The 23208-nt window shown below is 66.9% G+C and carries 23 protein-coding genes; 5 read left to right on the top strand and 18 right to left on the bottom strand.

Annotated features, from left to right (window positions below; all coding sequences use genetic code 11):
• Positions 1-48 precede the first annotated feature (48 nt).
• Positions 49-1914, top strand: a complete 1866-nt coding sequence (locus tag B9P64_RS19575; RefSeq protein ID WP_085317860.1) for a M61 family metallopeptidase — start codon at positions 49-51, stop codon at positions 1912-1914.
• 65 nt (positions 1915-1979) lie between these two features.
• Here the strand turns inward: B9P64_RS19575 and trpC are convergent, their stop codons facing one another.
• Positions 1980-2789, bottom strand: a complete 810-nt coding sequence (gene trpC / locus B9P64_RS19570; protein WP_085317859.1) for an indole-3-glycerol phosphate synthase TrpC — start codon at positions 2787-2789, stop codon at positions 1980-1982.
• A gap of 183 nt (positions 2790-2972) precedes the next feature.
• Between trpC and fnr the strand changes: the two genes are divergently transcribed.
• Complete coding sequence (gene fnr / locus B9P64_RS19565) at positions 2973-3713, top strand: fumarate/nitrate reduction transcriptional regulator Fnr (RefSeq protein ID WP_139826417.1); 741 nt, start codon at positions 2973-2975, stop codon at positions 3711-3713.
• A 282-nt stretch (positions 3714-3995) separates the two neighbouring features.
• Here fnr and B9P64_RS19555 read toward each other — a convergent pair whose 3' ends face one another.
• From B9P64_RS19555 to B9P64_RS19505, 11 genes are all read right to left on the bottom strand, one after another.
• The gene (locus B9P64_RS19555) at positions 3996-4532 is read right to left on the bottom strand and encodes a FixH family protein (RefSeq protein ID WP_085317857.1); all 537 of its coding nucleotides are present in this window, start codon (positions 4530-4532) and stop codon (positions 3996-3998) included.
• A 19-nt stretch (positions 4533-4551) separates the two neighbouring features.
• The gene (ccoG, locus tag B9P64_RS19550) at positions 4552-6069 is read right to left on the bottom strand and encodes a cytochrome c oxidase accessory protein CcoG (RefSeq protein ID WP_085317856.1); all 1518 of its coding nucleotides are present in this window, start codon (positions 6067-6069) and stop codon (positions 4552-4554) included.
• Between the two features lie 61 nt (positions 6070-6130).
• On the bottom strand, positions 6131-7060 hold the full coding sequence (gene ccoP / locus B9P64_RS19545) for a cytochrome-c oxidase, cbb3-type subunit III (RefSeq protein ID WP_085317855.1): 930 nt from the start codon (positions 7058-7060) through the stop codon (positions 6131-6133).
• Positions 7061-7072: 12 nt separating this feature from the next.
• Positions 7073-7234, bottom strand: a complete 162-nt coding sequence (locus B9P64_RS19540) for a cbb3-type cytochrome oxidase subunit 3 (protein WP_085317854.1) — start codon at positions 7232-7234, stop codon at positions 7073-7075.
• Positions 7235-7258: 24 nt separating this feature from the next.
• Positions 7259-7873, bottom strand: a complete 615-nt coding sequence (gene ccoO / locus B9P64_RS19535; RefSeq protein WP_085317853.1) for a cytochrome-c oxidase, cbb3-type subunit II — start codon at positions 7871-7873, stop codon at positions 7259-7261.
• Positions 7874-7892: 19 nt separating this feature from the next.
• Positions 7893-9329 carry a cytochrome-c oxidase, cbb3-type subunit I gene (gene ccoN, locus B9P64_RS19530; RefSeq protein WP_085317852.1) on the bottom strand — a complete coding sequence of 479 codons (1437 nt, stop codon included), beginning with the start codon at positions 9327-9329 and terminating at the stop codon, positions 7893-7895.
• Positions 9330-9441: 112 nt separating this feature from the next.
• Positions 9442-9633 carry a cbb3-type cytochrome oxidase assembly protein CcoS gene (gene ccoS / locus B9P64_RS19525; protein ID WP_085317851.1) on the bottom strand — a complete coding sequence of 64 codons (192 nt, stop codon included), beginning with the start codon at positions 9631-9633 and terminating at the stop codon, positions 9442-9444.
• A gap of 20 nt (positions 9634-9653) precedes the next feature.
• On the bottom strand, positions 9654-12071 hold the full coding sequence (locus B9P64_RS19520) for a heavy metal translocating P-type ATPase (protein ID WP_085317850.1): 2418 nt from the start codon (positions 12069-12071) through the stop codon (positions 9654-9656).
• Positions 12068-12901 (bottom strand): sulfite exporter TauE/SafE family protein, encoded by an 834-nt coding sequence (locus B9P64_RS19515; RefSeq protein WP_085317868.1) that lies wholly within the window; start codon positions 12899-12901, stop codon positions 12068-12070. Before B9P64_RS19515 ends, B9P64_RS19520 begins: the two co-directional genes overlap by 4 nt.
• Before the next feature lie 51 nt (positions 12902-12952).
• Positions 12953-14368 (bottom strand): oxygen-independent coproporphyrinogen III oxidase, encoded by a 1416-nt coding sequence (gene hemN / locus B9P64_RS19510; protein ID WP_235840057.1) that lies wholly within the window; start codon positions 14366-14368, stop codon positions 12953-12955.
• Positions 14369-14528: 160 nt separating this feature from the next.
• Positions 14529-15479: a hypothetical protein gene (locus B9P64_RS19505; protein WP_139826416.1), complete on the bottom strand. Its 951-nt coding sequence runs from the start codon at positions 15477-15479 to the stop codon at positions 14529-14531.
• 145 nt (positions 15480-15624) lie between these two features.
• Between B9P64_RS19505 and B9P64_RS19500 the strand changes: the two genes are divergently transcribed.
• Complete coding sequence (locus B9P64_RS19500) at positions 15625-16398, top strand: hypothetical protein (RefSeq protein WP_139826415.1); 774 nt, start codon at positions 15625-15627, stop codon at positions 16396-16398.
• A 15-nt stretch (positions 16399-16413) separates the two neighbouring features.
• On the opposite strand, the gene trpD is transcribed toward B9P64_RS19500, so the two are convergent.
• From trpD to rpe, 5 genes are all read right to left on the bottom strand, one after another.
• Positions 16414-17463, bottom strand: a complete 1050-nt coding sequence (trpD, locus tag B9P64_RS19495) for an anthranilate phosphoribosyltransferase (protein ID WP_085317846.1) — start codon at positions 17461-17463, stop codon at positions 16414-16416.
• 71 nt (positions 17464-17534) lie between these two features.
• On the bottom strand, positions 17535-18116 hold the full coding sequence (locus B9P64_RS19490) for an anthranilate synthase component II (RefSeq protein WP_085317845.1): 582 nt from the start codon (positions 18114-18116) through the stop codon (positions 17535-17537).
• 41 nt (positions 18117-18157) lie between these two features.
• Positions 18158-19678 (bottom strand): anthranilate synthase component I, encoded by a 1521-nt coding sequence (trpE, locus tag B9P64_RS19485; protein ID WP_085317844.1) that lies wholly within the window; start codon positions 19676-19678, stop codon positions 18158-18160.
• Between the two features lie 290 nt (positions 19679-19968).
• Positions 19969-20673, bottom strand: coding sequence for a phosphoglycolate phosphatase (gph, locus tag B9P64_RS19480; RefSeq protein ID WP_085317843.1), 705 nt, complete (start codon positions 20671-20673; stop codon positions 19969-19971).
• Positions 20674-20777: 104 nt separating this feature from the next.
• Entirely contained in the window at positions 20778-21497 is a 720-nt protein-coding gene (gene rpe / locus B9P64_RS19475; protein WP_085317842.1) for a ribulose-phosphate 3-epimerase, read from the bottom strand.
• Positions 21498-21623: 126 nt separating this feature from the next.
• Between rpe and apaG the strand changes: the two genes are divergently transcribed.
• Positions 21624-22004, top strand: coding sequence for a Co2+/Mg2+ efflux protein ApaG (apaG, locus tag B9P64_RS19470; RefSeq protein ID WP_085317841.1), 381 nt, complete (start codon positions 21624-21626; stop codon positions 22002-22004).
• Positions 22005-22007: 3 nt separating this feature from the next.
• Here the strand turns inward: apaG and B9P64_RS19465 are convergent, their stop codons facing one another.
• Positions 22008-22232 carry a choline transporter-like family protein gene (locus tag B9P64_RS19465; protein WP_235840056.1) on the bottom strand — a complete coding sequence of 75 codons (225 nt, stop codon included), beginning with the start codon at positions 22230-22232 and terminating at the stop codon, positions 22008-22010.
• Here B9P64_RS19465 and B9P64_RS19460 point away from each other — a divergent pair.
• Positions 22219-23208, top strand: a 990-nt coding sequence (locus B9P64_RS19460) for an MltA domain-containing protein (RefSeq protein ID WP_176256905.1), incomplete at its 3' end; no start/stop codon positions are given. The two genes, B9P64_RS19465 and B9P64_RS19460, sit on opposite strands and share 14 nt — an antisense overlap.

The raw sequence follows: 23208 nt of genomic DNA, 5'->3' as shown, positions 1-23208 counted from the left end.
GGCCCTGTGCTAGCGTCATCCGCTCCCACACCGACTTTTTCCTCCGCCATGACCGCGTCGATTCGCTACACGATCGCAGCCCGCCAGCCCGAAGCCCATCTGTTCGACATCACGCTCGCCATCGACCCGGCCGCCACGCCCGGCGATGTGACCGTCGCGCTGCCGGCCTGGATTCCGGGCAGCTACATGATTCGCGAGTTCGCCCGCAACATCGTCTCCATCGAGGCGCGCGCGCTCGGCCGCGACGGCGCCAAGGCCGGCCGCAAGCTGCCGCTCGTCAAGCTCGACAAGCACACATGGCGCATCGCCGCCGGCAGCCAGGGCGTGCTGCTGCGCTACGAGGTCTACGCCTGGGATTCGAGCGTGCGCGCCGCCCTGCTCGACGAGACGCGCGGCTTCTTCAACGGCACCAGCGTGTTCCTGCGCGTGGTCGGCCGTGAGGACGAAGCGTGCAGCGTCGACATCGAAGCGCCCGCGCGCAGCAGCGGCTGGAAGGTGGCCACCGCGCTGCGCCCGGCTGCCGGCAAGGGCGGCGCCAAACGCATGGGCTTTGGCCGCTACGAAGCCGCCGACTACGACGAACTCGTCGATCACCCGGTCGAGCTGGGCACGTTCGACTGGATCGAGTTCGAGGCGCACGGCGTGCCGCACGGCATCGCGCTGGCCGGCGCCGGCGCCCGGCTCGACCGCGACCGGCTCGCCGCCGACATCAAGCGCATCTGCGAAGCGCAGATCGCCTTCTTCGAGCCGGCCACGCGCGCTGCGCCGATGGAGCGCTACGTGTTCCTGGTCAACGCCGTGCCCGACGGCTACGGCGGCCTCGAACATCGCGCCTCGACCGCGCTCATCTGCACGCCCGAAAGCCTGCCCGCGCTCGGTCGCGCCGACACCAGCGACGCCTATCGCGGCTTCCTCGGCCTGGTGTCGCACGAGTACTTCCACACCTGGAACGTCAAGCGCATCAAGCCGGCCGCCTTCGCGCGCTACGACTTCGACCGCGAGGCCTACACGCGACTGCTGTGGATCTTCGAGGGCTTCACGAGCTACTACGACGACCTGTTCCTGGTGCGCAGCGGTCTGATCGACGCGCCGCAATACCTGCGCATGCTCGCCAAGACCGTCAACGACGTGGCGCGCGGCCCCGGTCGCCACCGCATGAGCGTGGCCGACAGCTCCTTTGACGCCTGGACCAAGTACTACCGCCAGGACGAGAACTCTCCGAACGAGATCGTCAGCTACTACCAGAAGGGCTCGCTCGTCGCGCTCGCGCTTGACCTGCTGATCCGGCGCGAATCGGCCGGCGCGCATTCGCTCGACGATGTGATGCGCACACTCTGGGTCCGCTTCGGCCGCGACTTCTACGCGCTGCCGCCAGCCGAGCGCAGCGGTCTCGGCGAGGATGAATTCGCGGCAGTCGTGCTGGCCGCAACCGGCATCGACGTGGCCGAGGCGGTCGCCGCCTTCGCCTACGGCAGCGCCGATCTGCCGCTCGACGAACTGCTGGTCAGCGCCGGCGTGCAGCTCACGGTCAAGCCGGCGAGCGCCGCCGCCCTCGGCATCAAGACCCGCGCCGCCGGTGCCGATTGCGTGATCGCCACCGCCTATCGCGGCGGCGCGGCAATGACGGCGGGCCTGTCGGCCGGTGATGTGCTCGTTGCCCTCGATGGTCGGCGCGTCGGCCACGCCAACCTCGGCACGCTGCTGGCCGATTACCGCGTCGGCGACCGGGTCGAGATCACCGCCTTCCGCCGCGACCGGCTGCTGGTGCGCAGCGTGAAGCTGGGCAGCGCCGACACGACGATCGAGCTGGCTGCCGGCGACGGCGTGCAACTCGATCGGCCCGGCGCCTGGCTTGCCAGCCCGGCAACCGCAACCGCCGCACCAGGCAGGCGCCGCAAGAAGACTGCGTGCTGAGCGTCAACCCGCCGCAGCGCCTGCCACGACAAGGCCTCGGCCGGCCTCGTGGCAGCGCGCCACCGTCAGGCGCCGCCGGTGGCGCCCAGACCGAACAGCGCCGCGAGTGCCGCGCCCGGATCGACTGCGCGCATGAAGGCCTCGCCCACCAGAAAGCCGTTGACGCCCGCGTCGCGCATCAATTGCACATCGGCGCTTTGCAGGATGCCGCTCTCGGTAATCACCATGCGCCCGGCCGGAATGCCTCGGAGCAGATCCAGCGTCGTCTGGAGGCTGGTCTGGAAGGTGCGCAGATTGCGGTTGTTGATGCCAACCAGCGGCGTGCGCAGCTGCAAGGCCCGGTCGAGCTCCCGCGCGTCATGCACTTCCACCAGCACGTCGAGCCCGTAATCGAAGGCCACGGCCTCGAAATCGGCCAACTGGGCATCGTCGAGCGCTGCCACGATCAGCAGCACCGCATCCGCGCCCCACAGCCGCGCCTCGGCGATCTGCCACTCGTCGACGACGAAATCCTTGCGCAGCAGCGGCAGATCGCAGGCCGCGCGGGCCGCCTTCAGGTCTTCCGCTCCGCCGCGAAAATAGTCGCGATCGGTCAGCACGCTCATGCAGGCGGCGCCGTTGCGGCGATAACTGCGCGCGATCTCCGCGGCATCGAAGGGATCGCGCAGCAGGCCCTTGGAGGGCGATGCACGCTTGGCCTCGGCAATCACCGCCGGCAGACCCGCGCGCCCCTTGGCCGCCAATGCACGCGCAAAGCCGCGGGTCGCGACGACATGGCGCGCATCGGCGTCGAGCGAGACAAAACTGCGCCCCCTGCGGGCCTGCGCCACTTCTTCGCGCTTGGTGGCCAGAATCTTGTCGAGAATGTCGCTCATGGATGATCGGAAAAAAACGCGGGCGGCATTGAGAACGCCGAGAAGCGGAATGCAACTGGCACGCAGTGGGTGCTGATGCTATCTTTCCGCAGTAACTCTGAAATGGGTCAACCCTCGATGCTTAACTGCATCGCGAGATAGAGCATGTCCAGTATACCGACGCAACTTACCCCTGGCATTGAGATGGCAGCACTGCGCAACAAGTGCTCATCGTGCAGCATGCATGAATTATGTCTGCCAGTAGGTCTGGATATCGAAGACATGCGCAGGCTCGATTCGGTCATTACCAAACGCCGGCGAGTCCTGAAAGGAGAAATGCTTTTCCGGATGGGTGAGCGTTTTTCCAATCTCTACGCAGTGCGTGTCGGGCATTTCAAGACCACGCATATCGATTCGACCGGCCTGGAACAGGTCACCGGTTTCCAGATGGCCGGGGAACTGCTCGGTTTCGATGCCATCGCCACCGAAAGTCATCATTGCAATGCAGTAGCGCTGGAAGACTCGGAGGTTTGCGAACTTCCTTTCAGCCGCATCGAAGATCTTTCGCGAGAAATTCCCAATCTTCAGCGTCATTTCCACCGAATGATGAGCCAGGAGATCACGCGCGAGCAGGGTCTCATGCTGATGCTGGGAGCGATGCGCGCCGAGCAGCGGCTTGCTGCCTTCCTGGTCAATCTGGCTACCCGGTATGCCCGGCGTGGCTATTCTGCAAAAGCCTTCCAGCTTCGCATGACCCGCGAGGAAATCGGCAGCTATCTCGGCCTGACCATCGAAAGCATCAGCAGACTGCTCACCCGCTTTCGCAAGCAAGGCCTGATTGCCGTTGCACACAAGGAAATTGTGCTGCTCGACGTCGAAGGCTTGAAGACCATCATTTCGACTACGAACTCGAATGAGTCTTTATCCGTGAAGGCCTGTGATTGAAAGGCGATTCAGGAACATCGCGCAACAGTATGAAAGTCATCGCCGAGGACAATGCGCACAAGGTCCAAAAGCCGATGAATCCCAGGGTGTAGAGCGCAGGAGAGTTTTCAGGCATTGGAAAGCCGAAAACAGTGAGATCTCCGGGTGCAAATATCGAAAAAAACACCCCGTCGGCTGCTGCAGCCATCAAAAATGATGGCCACAGCACCTGCATCAGCCTGAGCATTTTTGCCTCGCTCGCTTCAAGACCCATTTACATCCGGCTCGCGCGCTCGAAGGGAGTTATTGATCTCCCTTTGCTGCGAGGTTGGGTTTAAGTCCATGCACGCCGGTGGCATTCTTTGGCCACTCTGCAACCAACCGCCAGCGATCCCCATCCTGAAGTACCAGTTGGTAAGCAACTGGCTTCAGTGCTGGAGCAGGCGCAATGTAAAGCGCCTCGCCATTGGTCAATGTTGCCGCGAGCATTTCGACATGAAGATCGTCCTCCGATCGAGTTGGGTGCGCGAGTAGGAGTTCCACTATCGGGGGCCATGCGTAATCCGGTTTCGCATGCAGGCTCAGCCGAATCTTTCCATCTGCGGCCAACTCGAGATCACCTTCGAGCTTGAGTTCCGCAGCCGCGTGATCCCGCTGCAATGCCTGATTGATGGCCGTTCCCTGCTTGTAATAGTCATCGACCACCAAGGCCTCGGGATTGGTAACCGCCAGCCAGGCGGTATAGCCGCCGGCAACCACCACAATTGCCGGCCCTACCATCAATGCCCAAGGCCAGAACTGGCGATACCAGGGCGGCATATCCGCAGATACTGATTTCATGCAAAACACCAACTCTCGCTCAAGGCATGTAAAAGACTGAACGCTCGCGTACCGATTGAATCGGAGCCTCAAGACTTTCAATGACGAATTCAATCTTGTTGGATCCGTGCTCACCGCTCTCCATCGGCGCCGCCACCTCAACCGCGACTGCATGTGTCGATGTCGCCTCGACCTCGATCACCGCATCGTTCTGAACACCGATCCCCTCGATGCCATTGACCGCAATTCGATAACGATGCGGTGCCTCGTCGGTATTCATGACCTTGATCTGATAGACGTTGGCGATCTTGCCCCCATCGATTTCCCGCGCCAGCACGCCACGGTCGCGAATCACGTCGACCTTCAGAGGATTGCGTGTGAACAAGGCACCAGCCCAGACCGCAACGATCAGGATCAGCACCGAGGTATAGATCAGGGTTCGTGGCCGGAGGATGTGCCACAAGACCTGGGTATCCGGATACTTGCCCTCGAGTGCGTTCTCGGTGGTGTAGCGAATCAGGCCTCGCGGGTAATTCATCTTGTCCATGATGTCGTTGCATCCGTCGATGCAGGCACCGCAGCCGATGCACTCGTATTGCAGGCCTTCCCGAATGTCGATGCCGGTCGGGCAGACATGCACGCACACGCCGCAATCCACGCAGTCGCCAAGCCCTTGCGACTTGTGATCCAGTTTGCGCGGCCGGGAACCACGCGGATCGCCGCGCGCCGTGTCGTAGGTGACGATGAGCGTATCGCGGTCGAACATCGAGCTCTGGAAACGCGCATACGGGCACATGTACTTGCAGACCTGCTCGCGCATGAAACCGGCCTGCAGCAACGTGAAGCCCGCATAGAACAGCATCCAGAACAGCGCCCAGCCGCCGACGGTGAACGCCAGCGTCTCATGGGCAAGCTCGCGAATCGGCGTGAAATAGCCCACGAAGGTGAAACCGGTCCAGAGCGCCAGCACCGACCAGACACCGAACTTGGCGCTGCGCAGCATGAGCTTGCGGCCCGACCAGGGGGCTTCGTCCAGCTTCATGCGCTTGGTGCGATCACCCTCGATCACCCGCTCGATCCACATGAAGATTTCCGTGTACACGGTTTGTGGACAGGCATAGCCGCAGAACAGCCGCCCGGCGACTGCGGTGAACAGGAATAGCGCATAGGCCGAGATGATCAGCAGGCCCGTGAGATAGATGAAGTCCTGCGGCCAGAGCACCAGCCCGAAGATGTAGAACTTGCGCTCGGCCAAGTCGAACAGTACGGCCTGGCGATCGTTCCACTGCAACCAGGCGGTTCCGTAGTAGAGGATCTGCGTGAACCACACCAGCGCCCAGCGCCAGTGATCGAACCAGCCGTTCTTGACTGCACGCGGATAGATCTTGATGCGCTTCTGATAAAGCGTCTGACCTTCGCCATCGTCGACCGCGCCGCGCGTCTTCTCGCCATTGGCCTGCTGAAAAGCAGAAGAGGCCGCGGTTGAGGCGGCCTCTTTCGAAGAACCCGCAGCAGCAATGCCGGCCACTTCACCGGACTTCTTGCCACTACTGGACATTTTCAACTCCTGCACGGAAGGGCATACGCGCCCTTCCTATCGATCCACCAACGGACGCAAATCATTCAGCCATTGCCGTCTTTGCCGGCGCCTCACCCTTGTTGGACAGGCTCCAGACATAGGCTGCCACCAGATGGATCTTGGCTTCGCCCAGGAACACCCGGAACGACGGCATCTGGTTGGTACGACCCAGGGTAATCGTTTCAGTGATCGTCTGCGCCGAACCGCCGTACAGCCAAGTCTTGTCGGTCAGGTTGGGAGCACCGATCGCCGGATTGCCCTTGCCTTCCGGACCATGGCAGGCGGCACAAGCGGCGAACTTGTCCTTGGCGAGCGCGGCCTTGACCGAATCGTGTCCCGACCCCGAAAGGCTGAGAACGTATTGGGCCATGTTGCTCACGTCGTCGGCCGTCCCCAGGACGGCAGCCATCGAAGGCATGGCGGCGATGCGACCGTTGAGAATCGTCTGCTCGATGTATTCGGCCGAACCCTCGCCCAACCAGTCCTTGTCGGTCAGGTTGGGGAAGCCCTTCGCACCGCGGGCGTCGGAGCCGTGGCACTGCGAGCAGTAGGTGAGGAACAGGCGCTCGCCGATCTGATGCGCCTGCGGATCGGCAGCCACTTCCTTCAGATCGAGCTTGGCATAGCGATCGAAGATCGGATCGAACTGCTGACCCGCCTTCACGATCTCGGCCTCGTACTGCCCCTTGGACGACCAGCCGAGCGAGCCCTTGTTGGCACCCAGACCCGGATAGAGCGCGAGATAGGTGAAGCCGAACACGATGGTCAGCACGAACAGCCATACCCACCAGGACGGCAGCGGGTTGTTGTATTCCTCGAGCGTCTCGTCCCAGGTGTGGCCCATGGTCTCGACCGGGCCCTTCACCTTGGCCGTCATGTTCGACCACAGCACCCATGCGCAACCGAGGATCCCGACAATCGTGATCCCGGCGATGTAGTAACTCCAGAAGCTGCTCAGAAAGTCAGCCATTTCGAATCCCCTTTATTTTCCCGGCGTTTCCGCTCGATCGTCGTCGGCGAAGGGAAGTTGCGAAGCCTCGTCGAAGTCGGCGCGATTGCGGCCGTTCCAGGCCCACACCACGATGCCGACGAAGACCAGAAAGCTCATGACCGTTGCCGCACTGCGCAAGACGTTCAGCTCCATTGCAATCTCCCCTTCTGCTACCGATCAGCGGCGCGAAGTGATGGCCGTGCCCAGAACCTGCAGGTAGGCGATGACCGCCTCCTGCTCCGTCTTGCCGCGAACGGCATCCGCAGCACCGGCGATTTCGTCGTCGGTGTACGGCACGCCCACTGCGCGCAACGCCTTCATGCGCGGTGCCAGACCGTCGGCATCAACCGCCGACTTTTCGAGCCAGGGGTAGGCCGGCATGATCGACTCGGGCACCACGGCGCGCGGGTTGTTCAGGTGAACCGAATGCCAGCGATCCGAATAACGACCACCGACGCGGGCCAGATCCGGACCGGTGCGCTTGCTGCCCCACTGGAACGGATGGTCATAGACGAACTCGCCAGCCACCGAGTAGTGACCGTAGCGTTCGGTCTCGGCACGGAAGGGACGAATCATCTGCGAGTGGCAGTTGTAGCAACCCTCGCGCTGATAGATGTCGCGGCCGGCGAGTTGCAGCGCGGTATAGGGCTTGAGGCCATCCACCGGCTGGGTCGTCGAGCGCTGGAAGAACAGCGGAACGATTTCCACCAGCCCGCCGAACAGGATCGTGACGAGCGTCAGCACCAGGAGCCAGCCGACGTTCTTCTCGATCAGATCGTTCTTCAACTTCATGTTGTTGTCTCCTCTCGACTCAGTGCGCGTGGGCGGCGACGGCCGGGATGCGGGCGTCGACCGGTTGCGCGCCGGCGATGGTCTTGAACATGTTCCAGGCCATCAGAAGCATGCCGCTGAGGTAGAGCACGCCGCCGGTAACGCGGATCACGTAGTACGGATAGGTGGCCTTCACGCCTTCGACGAAGGTGTAGGTGAGCGTGCCGTCCGGATTGGTGGCGCGCCACATCAGGCCCTGCATCACGCCGGCGATCCACATGGCGGCGATGTACAGAACGATGCCGATCGTGGCGATCCAGAAGTGCATGTTGACTGCCGGGACGCTGTACATGGCGCTGCGGCCAAAGACGCGCGGCAGCAGGTAGTAGATCGAGCCGATCGAGATGAAGCCGACCCAGCCGAGCGCGCCCGAGTGCACATGGCCCACGGTCCAGTCGGTGTAGTGCGACAGCGAGTTGACCGTCTTAATGGCCATCATCGGGCCTTCAAAGGTGCTCATGCCGTAGAACGAGAGCGACACGATCAGGAACTTGAGGATCGGATCGTCGCGCAGCTTATGCCAGGCACCCGACAGGGTCATGATGCCGTTGATCATGCCGCCCCAGCTCGGGGCCAGGAGAATCAGCGAGAACACCATGCCGAGCGACTGGGTCCAGTCGGGCAGCGCGGTGTAGTGCAGATGGTGGGGGCCCGCCCACATGTACGTGAAGATCAGCGCCCAGAAGTGCACGATCGACAGGCGATACGAGTAGACCGGACGCTCGGCCTGCTTGGGCACGAAGTAATACATCATCCCCAGGAAGCCGGCGGTCAGGAAGAAGCCCACGGCGTTATGGCCGTACCACCACTGAACCATCGCGTCCTGTACGCCGGCGTAGGCCGAGTAGCTCTTCCACAGCGTGACCGGCACTTCGGCCGAATTGACGATGTGGAGCAGGGCCACCGCCAGGATGAAGGCGCCGTAGAACCAGTTGGCCACATAGATGTGCTGGACCTTGCGCTTGGCGATCGTGCCGAAGAAGTTGATCGCATAGGCGACCCACACGAGGGTGATCGCGATGTCGATCGGCCATTCGAGTTCGGCGTATTCCTTGCCGGTCGTGAAGCCGAGAGGCAGCGTGACTGCCGCCGAGACGATGATCGCGTTCCAGCCCCAGAAGGTGAAGGCAGCGAGCGCATCAGAGAACAGGCGCGTCTGGCAGGTGCGCTGGACCACGTAGTACGACGTCGCGAAGAGCGCCGAGCCGCCGAAGGCAAAGATGACGGCGTTGGTATGCAGCGGACGCAGGCGCCCGAAGCTGAGCCATGGCAGGTCGAAGTTGAGCTGCGGCCAGGCGAGCTGGGCGGCAATGAGTACGCCAACCAGCATGCCGACAATGCCCCAGATCACCGTCATGACGGCGAACTGGCGCACTACCTTGTAGTTATATGTGCTTTCGCGAGTTGAAGAACCCATGGCACCCCTCGTGCAGACCTAGGAATTGACCCAAAAATCGGTATGAAATCGTAACCGCGAGATGGCTAGGGGGGCTTGACAACGATCAAGCGCGAATCCCCGACAGCCAAACTCAGGTTGGACGGTCGTCACGTGCAGTCGGCTCTTGAGGCCCGCCGCCGGGATGATCCTCGTCCTGCAAGATGCGCCATGCCGGGCCTTCGAGATCGTCGAACTGGCCGCCCTTGGACATGCGCAAGAAGATCCACACTGCCGCGAAGACGATGCCGACCGACAGCGGGATGAGGATGAACAGGCTTTCCATACACGCAAACCCGAGCAAGTCTAACGGATTCGTAACAGTCGCAAGGCGTTGAAGACCACCAGCAGCGAGCTGAGCGACATTCCGAGGCTCGCAACCCACGGCGTGACGAACCCGAAGGCTGCCGCCGGAATCGCGAGGGCGTTGTAGACCGAGGCCCAGCCAAGGTTCTGCCGGGTGATGGTCATGCCCCGGGTTGAAACGGCAAATGCAGCGTCGATGGCGCCGATGTCGCGCGACACGAGCACCGCATCGGAGGCGATCTGCGCGATCTCGGCGCCCTCGCCCATCGCGATCGACACATCGGCGCCCGACAGCACCGGCGCATCGTTGATGCCGTCGCCGATCATCGCGACGCGGCGGCCATCGGCTTGCAGCTTGCGCACGAAGGCGAGCTTGTCCTCGGGCAGCAGCGCGCCACGCGGCGCCTCGATGCCGACCTGGGCTGCCACCGCTTCCGACGCCGCCTGGCTGTCGCCCGACAGCAGCCAGACGCGCAAGCCGCGCGCCTTGAGCCGCGCGACCAGCTCGGCAGCGCCGGCGCGCACCGGCGCGGTCACGGTCCAGCGCGCGAGCGCGACGCCGTCACGCGACAGCACGACGCCGTCGAGCGCAGCCGCCTGCGCCGCATCGTCGAGCGCAAAGGCCGGCGCGCCGATGCGCCAGTGCGCGCCGTCGATCCGCGCCTCGACGCCGCGCCCGGGCACCGGCGTGCGCGCGACCGACTCGGGCACGGCCACGCCGGCCGCCTGCGCGCCGCGCAGCAAGGCCCGCCCGAGGGGATGCGTGCTGCCGGCTTCGAGCTGGGCTGCGATGCGCCAGCAGGCATCGGCCGGCAGCGCGCCGAGCAAGGCGATCTCGGCCGACGGCGTGGCCTGGGTGAGCGTGCCGGTCTTGTCGAACACCACGTCGGTGACGGTTGCCAGCGCCTCCAGCGCATCGGCACGCGCCAGCAGCACGCCGCGCCGCGCCAGTGCGCTGATGGCCGCCGCAAAGCTCGCCGGCGTGGCGAGCGACAGCGCGCAGGGACAGGACACGACCAGCAGCGAAATCGCGATCGGCAGCGCGCGCGCCGGCTCGATGAACCACCACAGCGCGGCGACCACCGCCGTCAGCCCGAGCAGCGCCGCCAGAAACCAGGACGCGATCCGGTCGGCGACCCGGCCCACGCGCGGCCGCTCGCTGGCAGCGCGGTCGATGAGCCGGCGCATGACCGACACCGTGCTGTCGGCCTCGATCCGCTCGACCCGCCCGAGCACCGGCGCGCGCAGATTGACCGCGCCGGCCGGCAGCGCCTCGCCCTCGGTGCGCGCGACCGGCTGCGATTCGCCGGTGAGCAGCGACAGATCGATCTCGGCGCGCGCCGAGGCCAGCGTCACATCGACTGGCAGCGCCTGACCGGCCGCGATCTCGATCAGCTCGCCGGCCGCCAGGTCCTCGACCCGGGCCGATTCGCGTGTGCCGTCGGCGCCGATGCGATCGATCCGGCGCGGCGCCAGCCGCATCAGGCTGTCGACGCCCTGCATCGCCTTGCGCCGCGCGCCGACCTCAAGGTAGCGGCCGCACAGCAGCAGAAAGACGAACATCGTGATCGAGTCGAAGTAGACCTCGCCGGCATCGACCAGCGTGTGCCAGCTGCTGGCCGCAAAGGCCGCGACGATGGCCACGACCACCGGCACATCCATGCCCACGCGGCGGGCGCGCAGATCGCGCCAGGCGCCGGTGAACATGGGCGCGGCCGAGTACAGCACCACCGGCGCCGTCATCAGTAGGCTGACCCAGCGGATCAGCGTGACGAACTCGGGCTCGATGTCGCCGCCGCCGTCGAGATAGAACGGCACCACGTACATCATGACCTGCATCATTCCCATGCCGGCCACGAACAGCTGGCGCAGCATGCGCTGCTGATTGGCCTTGATGACCGCGTCATGCCGGTCCACGTCGAACGGCCAGGCGCGATAGCCGACCACGTCGAGCGCATGCAGGATCTGCGACAGCTTCACCCGCGCCGGATCCCAGCGCAGCGTGGCGCGCTCGGTCATGAGATTGATGTTGAACGACAGCACGCCAGCCACCCGGCCCACCGCCTGCTCGCCAAGCCAGATGCAGGAGGCGCAGCGGATGCCCTCGATGGTGAGCACTGCCTCGCGCTGGTCCGGTGCCGGCTCGCGCACGAAGCCGCGCTGAAAGCGCTCGTCGTCGAAGGCATCGAGATCGCGCGCCGGCCGCGCATCGTCGGCTTGCAGCGCCAGCGCCTCGCGCCGCTCGTAATAGGCGTCGAAGCCGCCCTCGACGATGGTCTGCGCCACCGCCTCGCAGCCGTGGCAGCACACCGGCCGGAGCTTGCCCTTGAAATCGACGAACAGCCCGAGCCCCCGGGGCACCGGCGCGCCGCAGTGAAAGCAGTCGCCGCGCGCGTCGGTCTCGGCCGCCAGCGTCATCGCAACGCCCCTGCGCTCGGCGCGACGCAGAACCAGCCACCCTGCTGCTGCACCGCCGCATTGGCGCGCCACAGGCCGAGCAGACCGAAGGCAATCACCAGCGTGCCGGCTGCCACGCGCACCGCCGGCCGGCGCCACCAGCGCACGCCACGCGACACCGCGAAGCCCAAGGCCAGCAGATTGGGCAGCGTGCCCAGGCCGAAAGCCAGCATCACCGCCGCGCCGCGCAGCGGCGAACCCGTGAGCATGGCGCTGAGAATCATCGAGTAGATGAGGCCGCAGGGCACGAAGCCCCAGAGCAGCCCCATCGCGACGCCCTGCCCCGCCGTGCGTACCGGCAGCACGCGCGCCAACATCGGACGCAGCGCCGACCACAGCCGCCCGCCCAGCCGCTCGACCTGGGCCAGCGCCGGAAACAGCCCGGCCAGATAGGCGCCGAGCGCGAGCAGAAACAGATTGGCCAGCAGATAGAGCGCGTGCTGCACCGGGAATACCGCATTCGCCAGCAACGCCGCCGAACCGAGCGAGCCGGCCACCGCACCGATGAAGCCGTAGGTGATGAGCCGGCCCGCGTTGTAGGCCAGCTGAAGCTGCAAGCCAGCACCCGCAGTGCCGGCGCTGGCGGGCACCGCGCCGCCCGCCGCAAGCATCTCGCGCTGCGCGACGATAGCCACGGTCCGCTCGCGCGGCGCCGCCGACATGCCGAGCGCCGAGACGATGCCGCCGCACATGCCGGCGCAATGCACGCCGCCCATCAGACCGACCACGAAAGCCGCGCCGACCGTGACGGCGCCTGGCGGCCCGAAGGAATGAGTCAACAGATCAAGCATCGTGCCATTGTGCGCCATCGCCCCCGGCGCACCGGCGGATGCGGGCATGCCTCAGATGGTGCGGGAGTAGCGCTTGACCGGCTCGGCGACAGTGGCGCGCAGGAACTTGTCGAACACCATCGCGATGTTGCGCACCAGCAGCCGGCCCTTGGGCGTGACCGTGATCCATTCCGAATCGATGGTCACGAGACCGTCGCTGGCCATGCCTTCGAGTTCGCGCAATTCGGGCGCGAAGGTTTCGTCGAAGTGGATCGGATAGGCGGTCTCGATCGAGCGCTTGTTCAGCTCGGCGTGGCACAGCAGCGTGTGGATGACGGTGCGCCGCAGCAGATCGTCGTGCGTGAGCGCGATGCCGCGCACGATCGGCAGCCGGCCGGCGTCGAGCGCGCCGTAGTACTCGGGCAGCGTCTTGGCGTTCTGGTGGTAGGTCGGGCCGACCGCGCCGATGGCCGACACGCCGAGCGCGATCAGGTCGGCATCGGCATGGGTCGAATAACCCTGGAAGTTGCGATGCAGCCGGCCATGGCGCTGGGCGATGGCCAGCCCGTCGGTCGGCTTGGCGAAGTGGTCCATGCCGATATAGACATAGCCCGCCTCGGCCAGCCGCAGGATGCAGACATGCAGCAGGTCGAGCTTCTGCTCGGGCGACGGCAGATCGTCCTGGTTGATGCGGCGCTGCGGCTTGAACACATGCGGCAGATGCGCGTAGTTGTAGATCGCGATGCGGTCGGGGCTGATGTCGAGCACCTGTTGCAGCGTGCGGTTGAAGCTCATCACGTTCTGATGCGGCAGCCCGTAGATGAGATCGACCGACACCGAGCGGAAGTTCTGCTCGCGCGCCGCCTGCACCAGCTCCTGGGTCTGCTCGAAGCTCTGCTCGCGATGCACTGCCTTCTGCACCACCGGATCGAAGTCCTGCACGCCCAGGCTGATGCGGTTGAAGCCGATCTGGCGCAGATGCGCGATGCGCTCCGGCGTGACCGTGCGCGGATCGACCTCGATGGAGAACTCGCCGATCTGGTCGTCGGCCAGCGGGAAGGCGGCGTCGATGGCGCCCATCAGCTGTTCGAGCTGGTCGTGCGACAGATAGGTAGGCGTGCCGCCGCCGAAGTGCAGCTGCTCAATGCGCTGCTGGCCGCCGAACATCTGGCGCTGCATGTCGAGCTCGCGCAGCAGATAGCCGAGGTATTCGTCGGCCTGCTCGCGATGGCGGGTGACGATCTTGTTGCAGGCGCAGTAGTAGCAGACCGATTCGCAGAACGGCACATGCACGTAAAGCGACAGCGGCCGGCGATTGCCGAGCAGCTTGCGTTGCTCGACCGCGAGCGCGTAGTGCTCGGCGCCGAAGCCGGCGTGAAAGCGGTCGGCGGTGGGATAGGAGGTGTAGCGCGGACCGGAACGGTCCAGACGGCGAATCAGCGGAGCGTCGAACTCGACGCCGGCGAACGCGTGGCCGACTTCGTGCACGATCGTCTCCTTTCGAATGCTTTTGGCCCCTGATGCGGGTATGGGGCGACTCTAAGCAGCAGACGTCGGGACGGGCTTGATATGTGTCAACGGCCCCGGACCGCCTTGTCCCTGGGCCCGGCGGCGCTGGCGACCGCCGTGGTGAGCAAGCGTTACCGCATCAGCCGGCGCCCGAGGCGCAGGCACTGGCGCCGGCACCGAGGTCGAGCACCGAGGCATTCGCGGCGACTGCCGCGACATCGTGCAGACCGGCCGGCGCGCGCACCGGGACGGTCGAGCGCAGCGCCGCGCGGGCCGGCATGCGCACCACCGCATGCCGCTCGACCAGCGCATCGAGCGAGGCGCCGCCGGCGATGTCGCCGAGCAGCGCGCGCGTGGCGGCGTCGAACGGCGCGGCGGCATCGAGCGCGCGTGGCAGCGACCGCACGCCGCCCTCCTGCGCAAGCAGCAACAGCAGCGTGCCGCCGGCCGCCGGCCAGGGCAGCGCCACGAAGCTGACCGGCGCGGCATCGGCGCCCGAGGCATCGGCACCGAGCGGCAATGCCACCCGCGCCGCCGCGCCGAGACCGACGCACAGCCGCTCGATCGCATGACGCGGGTCTTCGAGCTGGCGCCCGACCAACCGCAGCCAGGCCGGATGCGCGCCGATCCAGCCGCGCATCGCCGAGTTGATGCGCACCACGCCGCCACGCCCCACCACCAGGAAGGGCAGCTCCTCGCGTCGCGCCGCATCCTCGGCGGCGAGCCGCACGGCCATCACCTGCAGATGGGCGCGTGCGGCCGTGGCCAGCCGCGAACCGGCCAGCGACCAGACCGCGCGCTGCTCGGGCGCGGCGGTGCGCAGCAGATCGCGCGAATGGATGAGCTGGGCCGTGAGACCGCCGGCGCCGACCAGCACCTGGGCATCGGCCAGCTCGGCGCAGCCGGCGCCGTCGGAACCGATGCTGTGGACCGGGCCGTCGTCGTCGCGCCAGACCTCGTAGCGCAAGGCTGGCTGACCGCAGGCCGCCGCCAGCGCGCCGAGCACGGCGTGCCAGGCGTCGCCGTCGTCGCAGCGCTCGCAGACGACATCGATCGAAGCTTCCAGCTGGTCATAAACGGACGTATCCACGATCACACCTCCATGGCCCGTCCCAGCACGCTCCATGCCAACGAACAAAAACGTCATTCCGGGCCGCGTCCCTCAAATGCAGGATGCAAACGACCGAGAGGTTCGTGAAACTTTTCCTCACAAGGACAGCGACAGTGAGGAATTGATGCAACCGAGCCGTAGCGCACTGGTGGACCAGGCCCTCAACTGGTTTCGGACGAGCGAAGAAAGTGCGCGCGAGACCGGTGCGCCAGCCCTGCGGCCGGCGACCGGCACGCCGGGCCGGCTGCTGCGGCCCGGTCATCCCGAGCGCAGTTGCGTGGTGCTCGACCTGACGCCGGAAACCGCGACCGGCGCCGAGCTGGCCCTGCTGCTGGCGGCAGGCGCCGACCGCGATCTGGGCTTTGCCGGCCGGCATGCGAGCTTTACCGCCGCCGTGGCCGAGGCGGCCGCCGTCGTGGTCACCTGCGACGACGCGGAGGATCTGATCGCGCGGGTGGCCGGCTGGCGCATCGCCAGTCCGCAGCTGGCGGTCGTGGTGGCGCTGCATCGGGTCGACACGGCGGCGCTGCGCGCGCTGTTCTCGGCCGGCATCGGCGATTTCGTGCTCGCGCCCTTCGACGGCGAACAGCTGCGCGCCCGGCTCGATGCCGCCATCGCCCGGGCCGGCAGCCGCAGCGACCAGCCCGGCGGCGAATGGCCGCTGATGGTGGCGACCGGCACGCTCGGCGACGAATCCTTCCGCCAGCTCAAGGGCCGCATCGTCGCGTCCTTCGAGCGCGGCTACATCGAAGGGATGCTGCGGCGCAGCGCCGGCAACATCTCGCAGTCGGCGCGGCTGGCGCGCAAGAACCGGCGCGCCTTCTTCGAGCTCATCAAGAAGCACGAGATCGACGTGGCGGGCTTTCGCGACGCCGATCTGGGCCTGCCGGGCGACTGAGCCGCCCTGCGCCGCTCAGGCCGCGGCGAACTGCTGGCTGAAGCGCGCGAACGCATCGAGCCGGGCGCGCGCCGCGCCGCTGTCGATGGCTTCGCGCGCGCGGGCGATGCCATCGACGATCGAGCCCGCCACATCGGCCGCGTAGAGCGCCGCGCCGGCATTGGCCAGCACGATGTCGCGCGACGGGCCCGGTTCGCCATCGAGCACGCCGAGCAGCCGCGCCTTCGACTCCTCGGCCGACTTCACCTGAAGCGCGCCGAACTCGATCGGCGCAAAGCCGAGGTCTTCGGGATTGAGCACGTACTCGCGCACCTCGCCGTTGTGCAGCTCGCCGACCCGCGTCGGGCCGCTGAGCGAAATCTCGTCGAGCATCGCGCCGGTGGCCGCATCGCTGCCATGCACGACCAGCACATGGCGCGCGCCCAGGCGTTGCAGCACGCGCACCAGGATGCCGACCAGATCGGTGTGGAACACACCCAGCAGCTGATGCTTGGCGCCGGCCGGATTGGTGAGCGGCCCGAGGATGTTGAACAGCGTGCGCACCGCCAGCTCCTTGCGCACCGGCGCCACATGCTTCATGGCCGAGTGATGGTTGGGCGCGAACATGAAGCCGATGCCCACCTCGCGGATCGCGCCGGCGATCTGCTCCGGCGTCATCTTGAGATTGATGCCGAGCTGCTCCAGCACATCGGCCGCGCCCGAGCTTGAACTGGCCGCGCGGCCGCCGTGCTTGGCCACGATGGCGCCCGCCGCCGCCGCGACGAAGCTCGCCGTGGTGGAGATGTTGAAGGTGTGCGACGCATCGCCGCCGGTGCCGACGATGTCGAGCAGGTTGTCGTGCTCGGGCACCTCGACCTTGGTGGCGAATTCGCGCATGACAGTGGCGGCAGCGGCGATCTCGCCGACGGTTTCCTTCTTCACGCGCAGGCCCATCGCGAGCGCCGCGATCAGCACCGGCGACATCTCGCCGCGCATGATCTGGCGCATCAGCGCCAGCATTTCGTCGTGAAAGATCTCGCGGTGATCGATGCAGCGCGACAGGGCTTCGGCAGGCGTGATGGACATGGGCAGGCAGGTTGTCGGGATTGAAGGGAATGGCCGGCAAGCGACGCCTGCCGGCGAGCCGCACAAGGCGCTCAGGCAGCGACCAGCGCCGGCTGCCTGAGGAAGTTCTGCAGCAGCGTGTGGCCGTGCTCGCTCAGGATCGACTCGGGATGGAACTGCACGCCCTCGATCTGGAACTCGCGGTGGCGCACGCCCATGATTTCGCCGTCGTCGGTCCAGGCGGTCACTTCCAGGCAGTCGGGCAGCGTCTCGCGGCGGATGGCGAGCGAGTGGTAGCGGATGGCGGTGAACGGGCTCGGCAGGCCGGCGAACAGGCCCTCGCCGATGTGCGTCACCGGCGAAGTCTTGCCGTGCATCACCACCTTGGCGCGCACCACCTCGCCGCCAAACACGTCGCCGATGGCCTGATGGCCCAGGCACACGCCCAGCAGCGGCAGCTTGCCGGCGAAGTGGCGCAGCACGTCGCACGAGATGCCGGCCTCGCGCGGCGTGCACGGCCCGGGCGAGATGCAGATGCGCTCGGGTGCCAGCGCCTCGATCTCGGCCAGGGTGATCTCGTCGTTGCGCGCCACGCGCACCTCGGCGCCCAGCTCGCCGAAGTACTGCACGAGGTTGTAGGTAAAGCTGTCGTAGTTGTCGATCATCAGCAGCATTGCAATCTCCGGTGGTCTCGTGGGGGTCGCGGGCGACGGCGTCAGAAGCGCTCGTCGAGCCCTTCCTGCACCTGCTCGGCGGCACGCAGCACGGCGCGCGCCTTGGCCTCGGTTTCCTTCCATTCGCTCTCGGGATCGCTGTCGGCAACGATGCCGGCGCCAGCCTGCACATGGAGCATCCCGTCCTTCACCACGCCGGTGCGGATGGCGATCGCCAGATCCATCTCGCCGCCAAAGCTCAGATAGCCGACCGCACCGCCATAGACGCCGCGCTTGACCGGCTCCAGTTCCTCGATGAGTTCCATCGCGCGCACCTTGGGCGCGCCGCTCAGCGTGCCGGCCGGGAAGGTCGCCTTGAGCACGTCGAGATTGCTCAGCCCCGGCTTCAGCCGGCCCTCGACATTGCTCACCATGTGCTGCACATGGCTGTACTTCTCGGTGGCGAAGCGCTCGGTCACGACCACGCTGCCGGTCTCGGCGATGCGGCCGATGTCGTTGCGCGCCAGGTCGATGAGCATGACGTGCTCGGCCACTTCCTTGGGGTCGGCAGCCATTTCGGCGGCCAGGCGTTCATCCTCGTCGGGCGTGTTGCCGCGCGGCCGGGTGCCGGCGATCGGCCGCAGCACCACCTTGCTGTGCCGGTCGCCGGGCAGCTTCTCCTCGCGCACCAGAATCTCCGGGCTCGCGCCCACCACCTGAAAGTCGCCGAAGTCGTAGAAGAACATGTATGGCGACGGATTCAGCGAGCGCAGCGCGCGGTAGAGCGTGAGCGGCGAATCGCGGAACGGCTTGCGCAGCACCTGGCCGAGCACCACCTGCATCAGGTCGCCGACCGCGATGTATTCCTTGGCCTTCAGCACCATCGCCTTGAAGTCGTCCTTGGCGAAATCGCGCCGGATCTCGGTCTGCATCGACGGCTTGCTGTACGGGATGCCGACCGTCTTGCGCAGGCTTGCGTGCAGCTCGCGCAGCCGCGCCTTGGCACGCGCGAACGCCTCGGGCTCGGCCGGGTTGGCGTAGACCAGCATGTAGGTCTTGCCGGCCAGGTTGTCGACGATGACCAGCTCCTCGGTCAGCAGCAGCAGGATGTCGGGCACGTCGAGCGCATCGGGCTTGCCGGCCGGATGCACCGCCTGGGCATGGCGCGCGAGGCGCGGCTCCATGTAGCGCACGCAGTCGTAGCCGAAATAGCCGGCCAGTCCGCCCGCAAAGCGCGGCAGCCCCGGCCGCAGCGCCACCTTGAAGCGCGCCTTGAACTCGGCCACGAAGTCGAGCGGATTGCCGCTGTGCGTCTCGACGACCTTGCCGTCGGTGACGACCTCGACGGTATCGCCACGCGCCCGCAGCACCGTGCGCGCCGGCAACCCGATGAACGAGTAGCGCCCGAAGCGCTCGCCGCCCACCACCGATTCGAGCAGAAAGGAATGCGCGCGCCCCGACGGGTCATGCGCGAGCTTGAGATAGAGCGACAGCGGCGTGTCGAGGTCGGCGAAGCATTCGAGCAGCACCGGGATGCGGTTGTAGCCCTCGGCGGCAATCGCGTTGAATTCGATTTCGGTCATGGCGGTATTCGTCTTGGCGACCGCGCGACTGGGCGCAGTTCGGCCCGCGCGGCTGGCGGGACTGGGTGTTGCGAAAGGGATTGGCCGAGGGTGCGGAGGCGTCCTGGCCGGGACGCGCGAAGACATTCACTGGCCCGAGGGCCAGCGCCACCAGCGCAGTTGCGCGAGAAAGGTCGGAGTCTTCGAGGAAGGCATGGAACGTTGCGGTTCTTGGCTTCGGATCTGGCGGGACTGGCCCGGGTTTGCCGGCCCGCGACGCGATGCGCGGGCTGCCTGCTTGCAAGTGCGGTTCAGAGCGCGGCGTTGTAGCCGTCGATCCAGAGCGCCGCGTCGAGAAGCGTGGCGACTATAGCATCGGCCTCCAGCGTCTCGACCGGCTGGCCCTCGTTGTAGCCGTAGGGCAGCAGCAGCACCTTGCAGCCGGCGTTGCGACCGGCCAGCGCGTCGTTGATCGAGTCGCCGATCATCACCGACGCGGCCAGATCCACGCCCATCAGCGCGGTGGCGTGGCGCAGCGGCTGCGGATCGGGCTTCTTCTGCGGCGTGTCGCCGCCGCCCACCAGCGCGTCGAAGAAATGCGCGAGCTGAAAGCGTTCGAGCAGCGGCCGCACCAGTTCGCTTGGCTTGTTGGTGACCACCGCCAGCTTGATGCCGCGCGCCCGCAGCACCGCCAGCCCCTCGGCCACGCCGGGATAGCGCTTGGCCGTGGTGCCGTTGAAGGCGCGGTAGCTGTGCATGAACACCGGAAACCAGCGCTCGACCAGCTCGGCGTCCACCGGCGCGTCCATGTCGCGGCCGGCCGCCACCGAAAACGCGCGCTCGACGAAGTTGCGCGAGCCCTTGCCGATCATGGCGCCGGCGTCGTCGCGGGTGAGCGGTTCGGCGTCGACCGCCTGCCGGAGCATGGCGTTGCCGGCATGCATCATGTCTTCGACGGTATCGAGCAGCGTGCCGTCGAGGTCGAGGAGGGCGGCGCGGATGGCGACTGGAGTCATGGCGTCCTGATCTTGGGAGGCGGACGGCGGCGCGTCCGGCAGCGGGAGGTCGAAAGCCTAGCCGGCTTTCAGGGCTTGCGGACAGGCGCCGCAGCCGATCGGGCTCAGGCCGCCGCGCTGCCGGCCAGCGCCAGCTCGGCGCGCAGCTGGGTCACCACCGCCGCGTAATCGGGCTTGCCGAAGATCGCGCTGCCGGCCACGAAGGTGTCGGCGCCGGCCTCGGCGATCTGGCGGATGTTGTCGATCTTCACGCCGCCGTCCACTTCGAGCAGCACCGGCCGGCCGCCCATCGCCAGCTGCACATCGATCAGCGAGCGCGCATAGCCCAGCTTCGACAGCGTGCCCTCGATGAAGCTCTGGCCGCCGAAGCCCGGGTTCACCGACATCAGCATCACGATGTCGATCTGCTTGAGCGTGTGCTCCAGCCAGTTCAGCGGCGTGGCCGGGTTGAATACCAGCCCCGGCTTGCAACCCAGGCTGCGGATGAGCTGGATCGTGCGGTCGACATGCCGCGTCGCCTCGGGATGGAAGGTGATGTAGTCGGCACCGGCCTTGGCGAACGAGGCGGCCAGCTCGTCGACCGGCTCGACCATCAGATGCACGTCGAGCGGCACCGGCGTGCCGTCGGCCTTCTTGCAGTAGGGCTTGACGGCCTGGCAGATCATCGGGCCGAAGGTCAGGTTGGGCACGTAATGGTTGTCCATCACGTCGAAGTGGATGAAATCCGCGCCCGCATCGATGACCGCCCTCACCTCCTCGCCGAGCCGCGCGAAGTCGGCCGAAAGAATGGACGGGGCAATCCGGTAGCTGCGCTCTTGGGACATGGATTTCTCGCTTGCTGGAATGGGCTGGAACGGCGCCGCCGCCAGCCCGGAAAACGGCCGCCGATTCTAGCCGCGGCCTCACGAAGCGCAGCGAAACGCCCGTACCACGCGTTACCCTATGCCGCCATGGACAAAGCCCGCTACGAAGTCGACATCACGGTCGTGACCCGCTATCTGCCCGAGCAGAGCGGTCCCGAGCACGGTCAACACACCTGGACCTATACGGTGCGCATGCGCAACGCCGGCAGCATTCCGGCCCAGCTCATCTCGCGTCACTGGGTCATTACCGACGCCAACGGCGACGTGGAAGAGGTTCGCGGCCTCGGCGTCGTGGGCCAGCAGCCACTGCTCGCGCCCGGCGAGACCTTCGAGTACACGAGCGGCACCAGCATCGTCACGCCGACCGGCTCGATGCACGGCGAGTACTACTTCACCGCCGAGGACGGCACGCAGTTCGCCGCGCCGATTCCGATGTTCACCCTCGCGGCGCCGCACGCGCTGCACTGAGCCTCATGCGTCGCCGCGCCCGGGCCGATCGCGTTGCGCGTCGGGTTCGGGCAGCGCGGCGGCGGCCGCTTCCAGTTCCTCTTCACTGTGCCCGCCGCGCCCGCTTTCGCGCGGCGTGGCCATCGTCCACCAGACGATGAACATCAATAGTCCGAGCCCGAACAGCGCTTCGACCAGCATCAGCCACATGACATCCCCCGCAGCAGCAATCCGGATGCGCTTGCGCATCGTCGCCGTCGCACGCCTGCTCGACGCGCCCGGCGGCCCGCGTCACGTCGCGCGCGACGCCAGCGCCCAGCCTGCCACCGGCGGCGCCACGCCGCGAGTCGCCGACAACCCTCGAAACGTCGGCGACAGCCGTCGGCCGGGCGCAGCCGCGCATTCGCACGGCGACGCGGCGATGCGTGCCGGCGCGTGGCGGCAGATGGCGCCCGCGCTGACCGCCGGCGCCCTGGCCGTGCTGCTGGCGGGCTGCGCGAGCACGCCCGTCGGCGCGCCGCCCGAAGGGCTGCCGACCGTACCGCCGCCCGCCAGCGAGCCCGGCGCCGCGCCCGAAGCCACGCCCGCGCCCGGCACGCCGGCCAAGCCCGCCAAACCCGCGCCGCCGCCCGCCGCCACGCCCGCGCCGATCCGCCCCGCCGCGCCCAACTCGCTGGTCACGCCGGCGCTCGTGCCGGCGCGCTTCGCCGACCTGCCCGGCTGGGACGACGACGATCCGCGCGAAGCCTGGCCGGCCCTGCTGCGCAGCTGCGGCGCGCTGCGCAGCAGGGCCGAATGGTCCGTGGCCTGCGCCGACGCGGCCCGCGTCGACGCGAGCGACAAACCCGCCGTGCGCAAGTACTTCGCCGATCACTTCACGCCGTGGCGCGTGCGCAATGCCGACGCCAGCACCGCCGGCCTCGCCACCGGCTATTACGAGCCGCTGCTGACCGCCTCGCGCAGCCGCGCCGGCCGCTTCACCGTGCCGCTCTACGCGCCGCCCGACGACCTCATCGGCATCGACCTCGGCGACAGCCAGCCCGACCTGAAGGACACGCTCAAGGGCCTGCGCCTGCGCGGCCGGCTCAGCTCGATGGCCGACGGCCGCAAGCTGCTCATCCCCTACTGGACCCGCGCCGAGCTGATGACCGGCGCCGGCGCCAGTTCGCTGGCCGGCAAGGCGCTGGTCTGGGTCGAGGACCCGATCGAGGCGTTCTTTTTGCAG

It is taken from the genome of Derxia lacustris, assembly GCF_002105195.1.
GTDB classification, from domain to species: domain Bacteria; phylum Pseudomonadota; class Gammaproteobacteria; order Burkholderiales; family Burkholderiaceae_E; genus Derxia; species Derxia lacustris.
The sequence above is the reverse complement of the archived record's forward strand: the minus strand, read 5'-3'. Positions and strand labels throughout refer to the sequence as shown.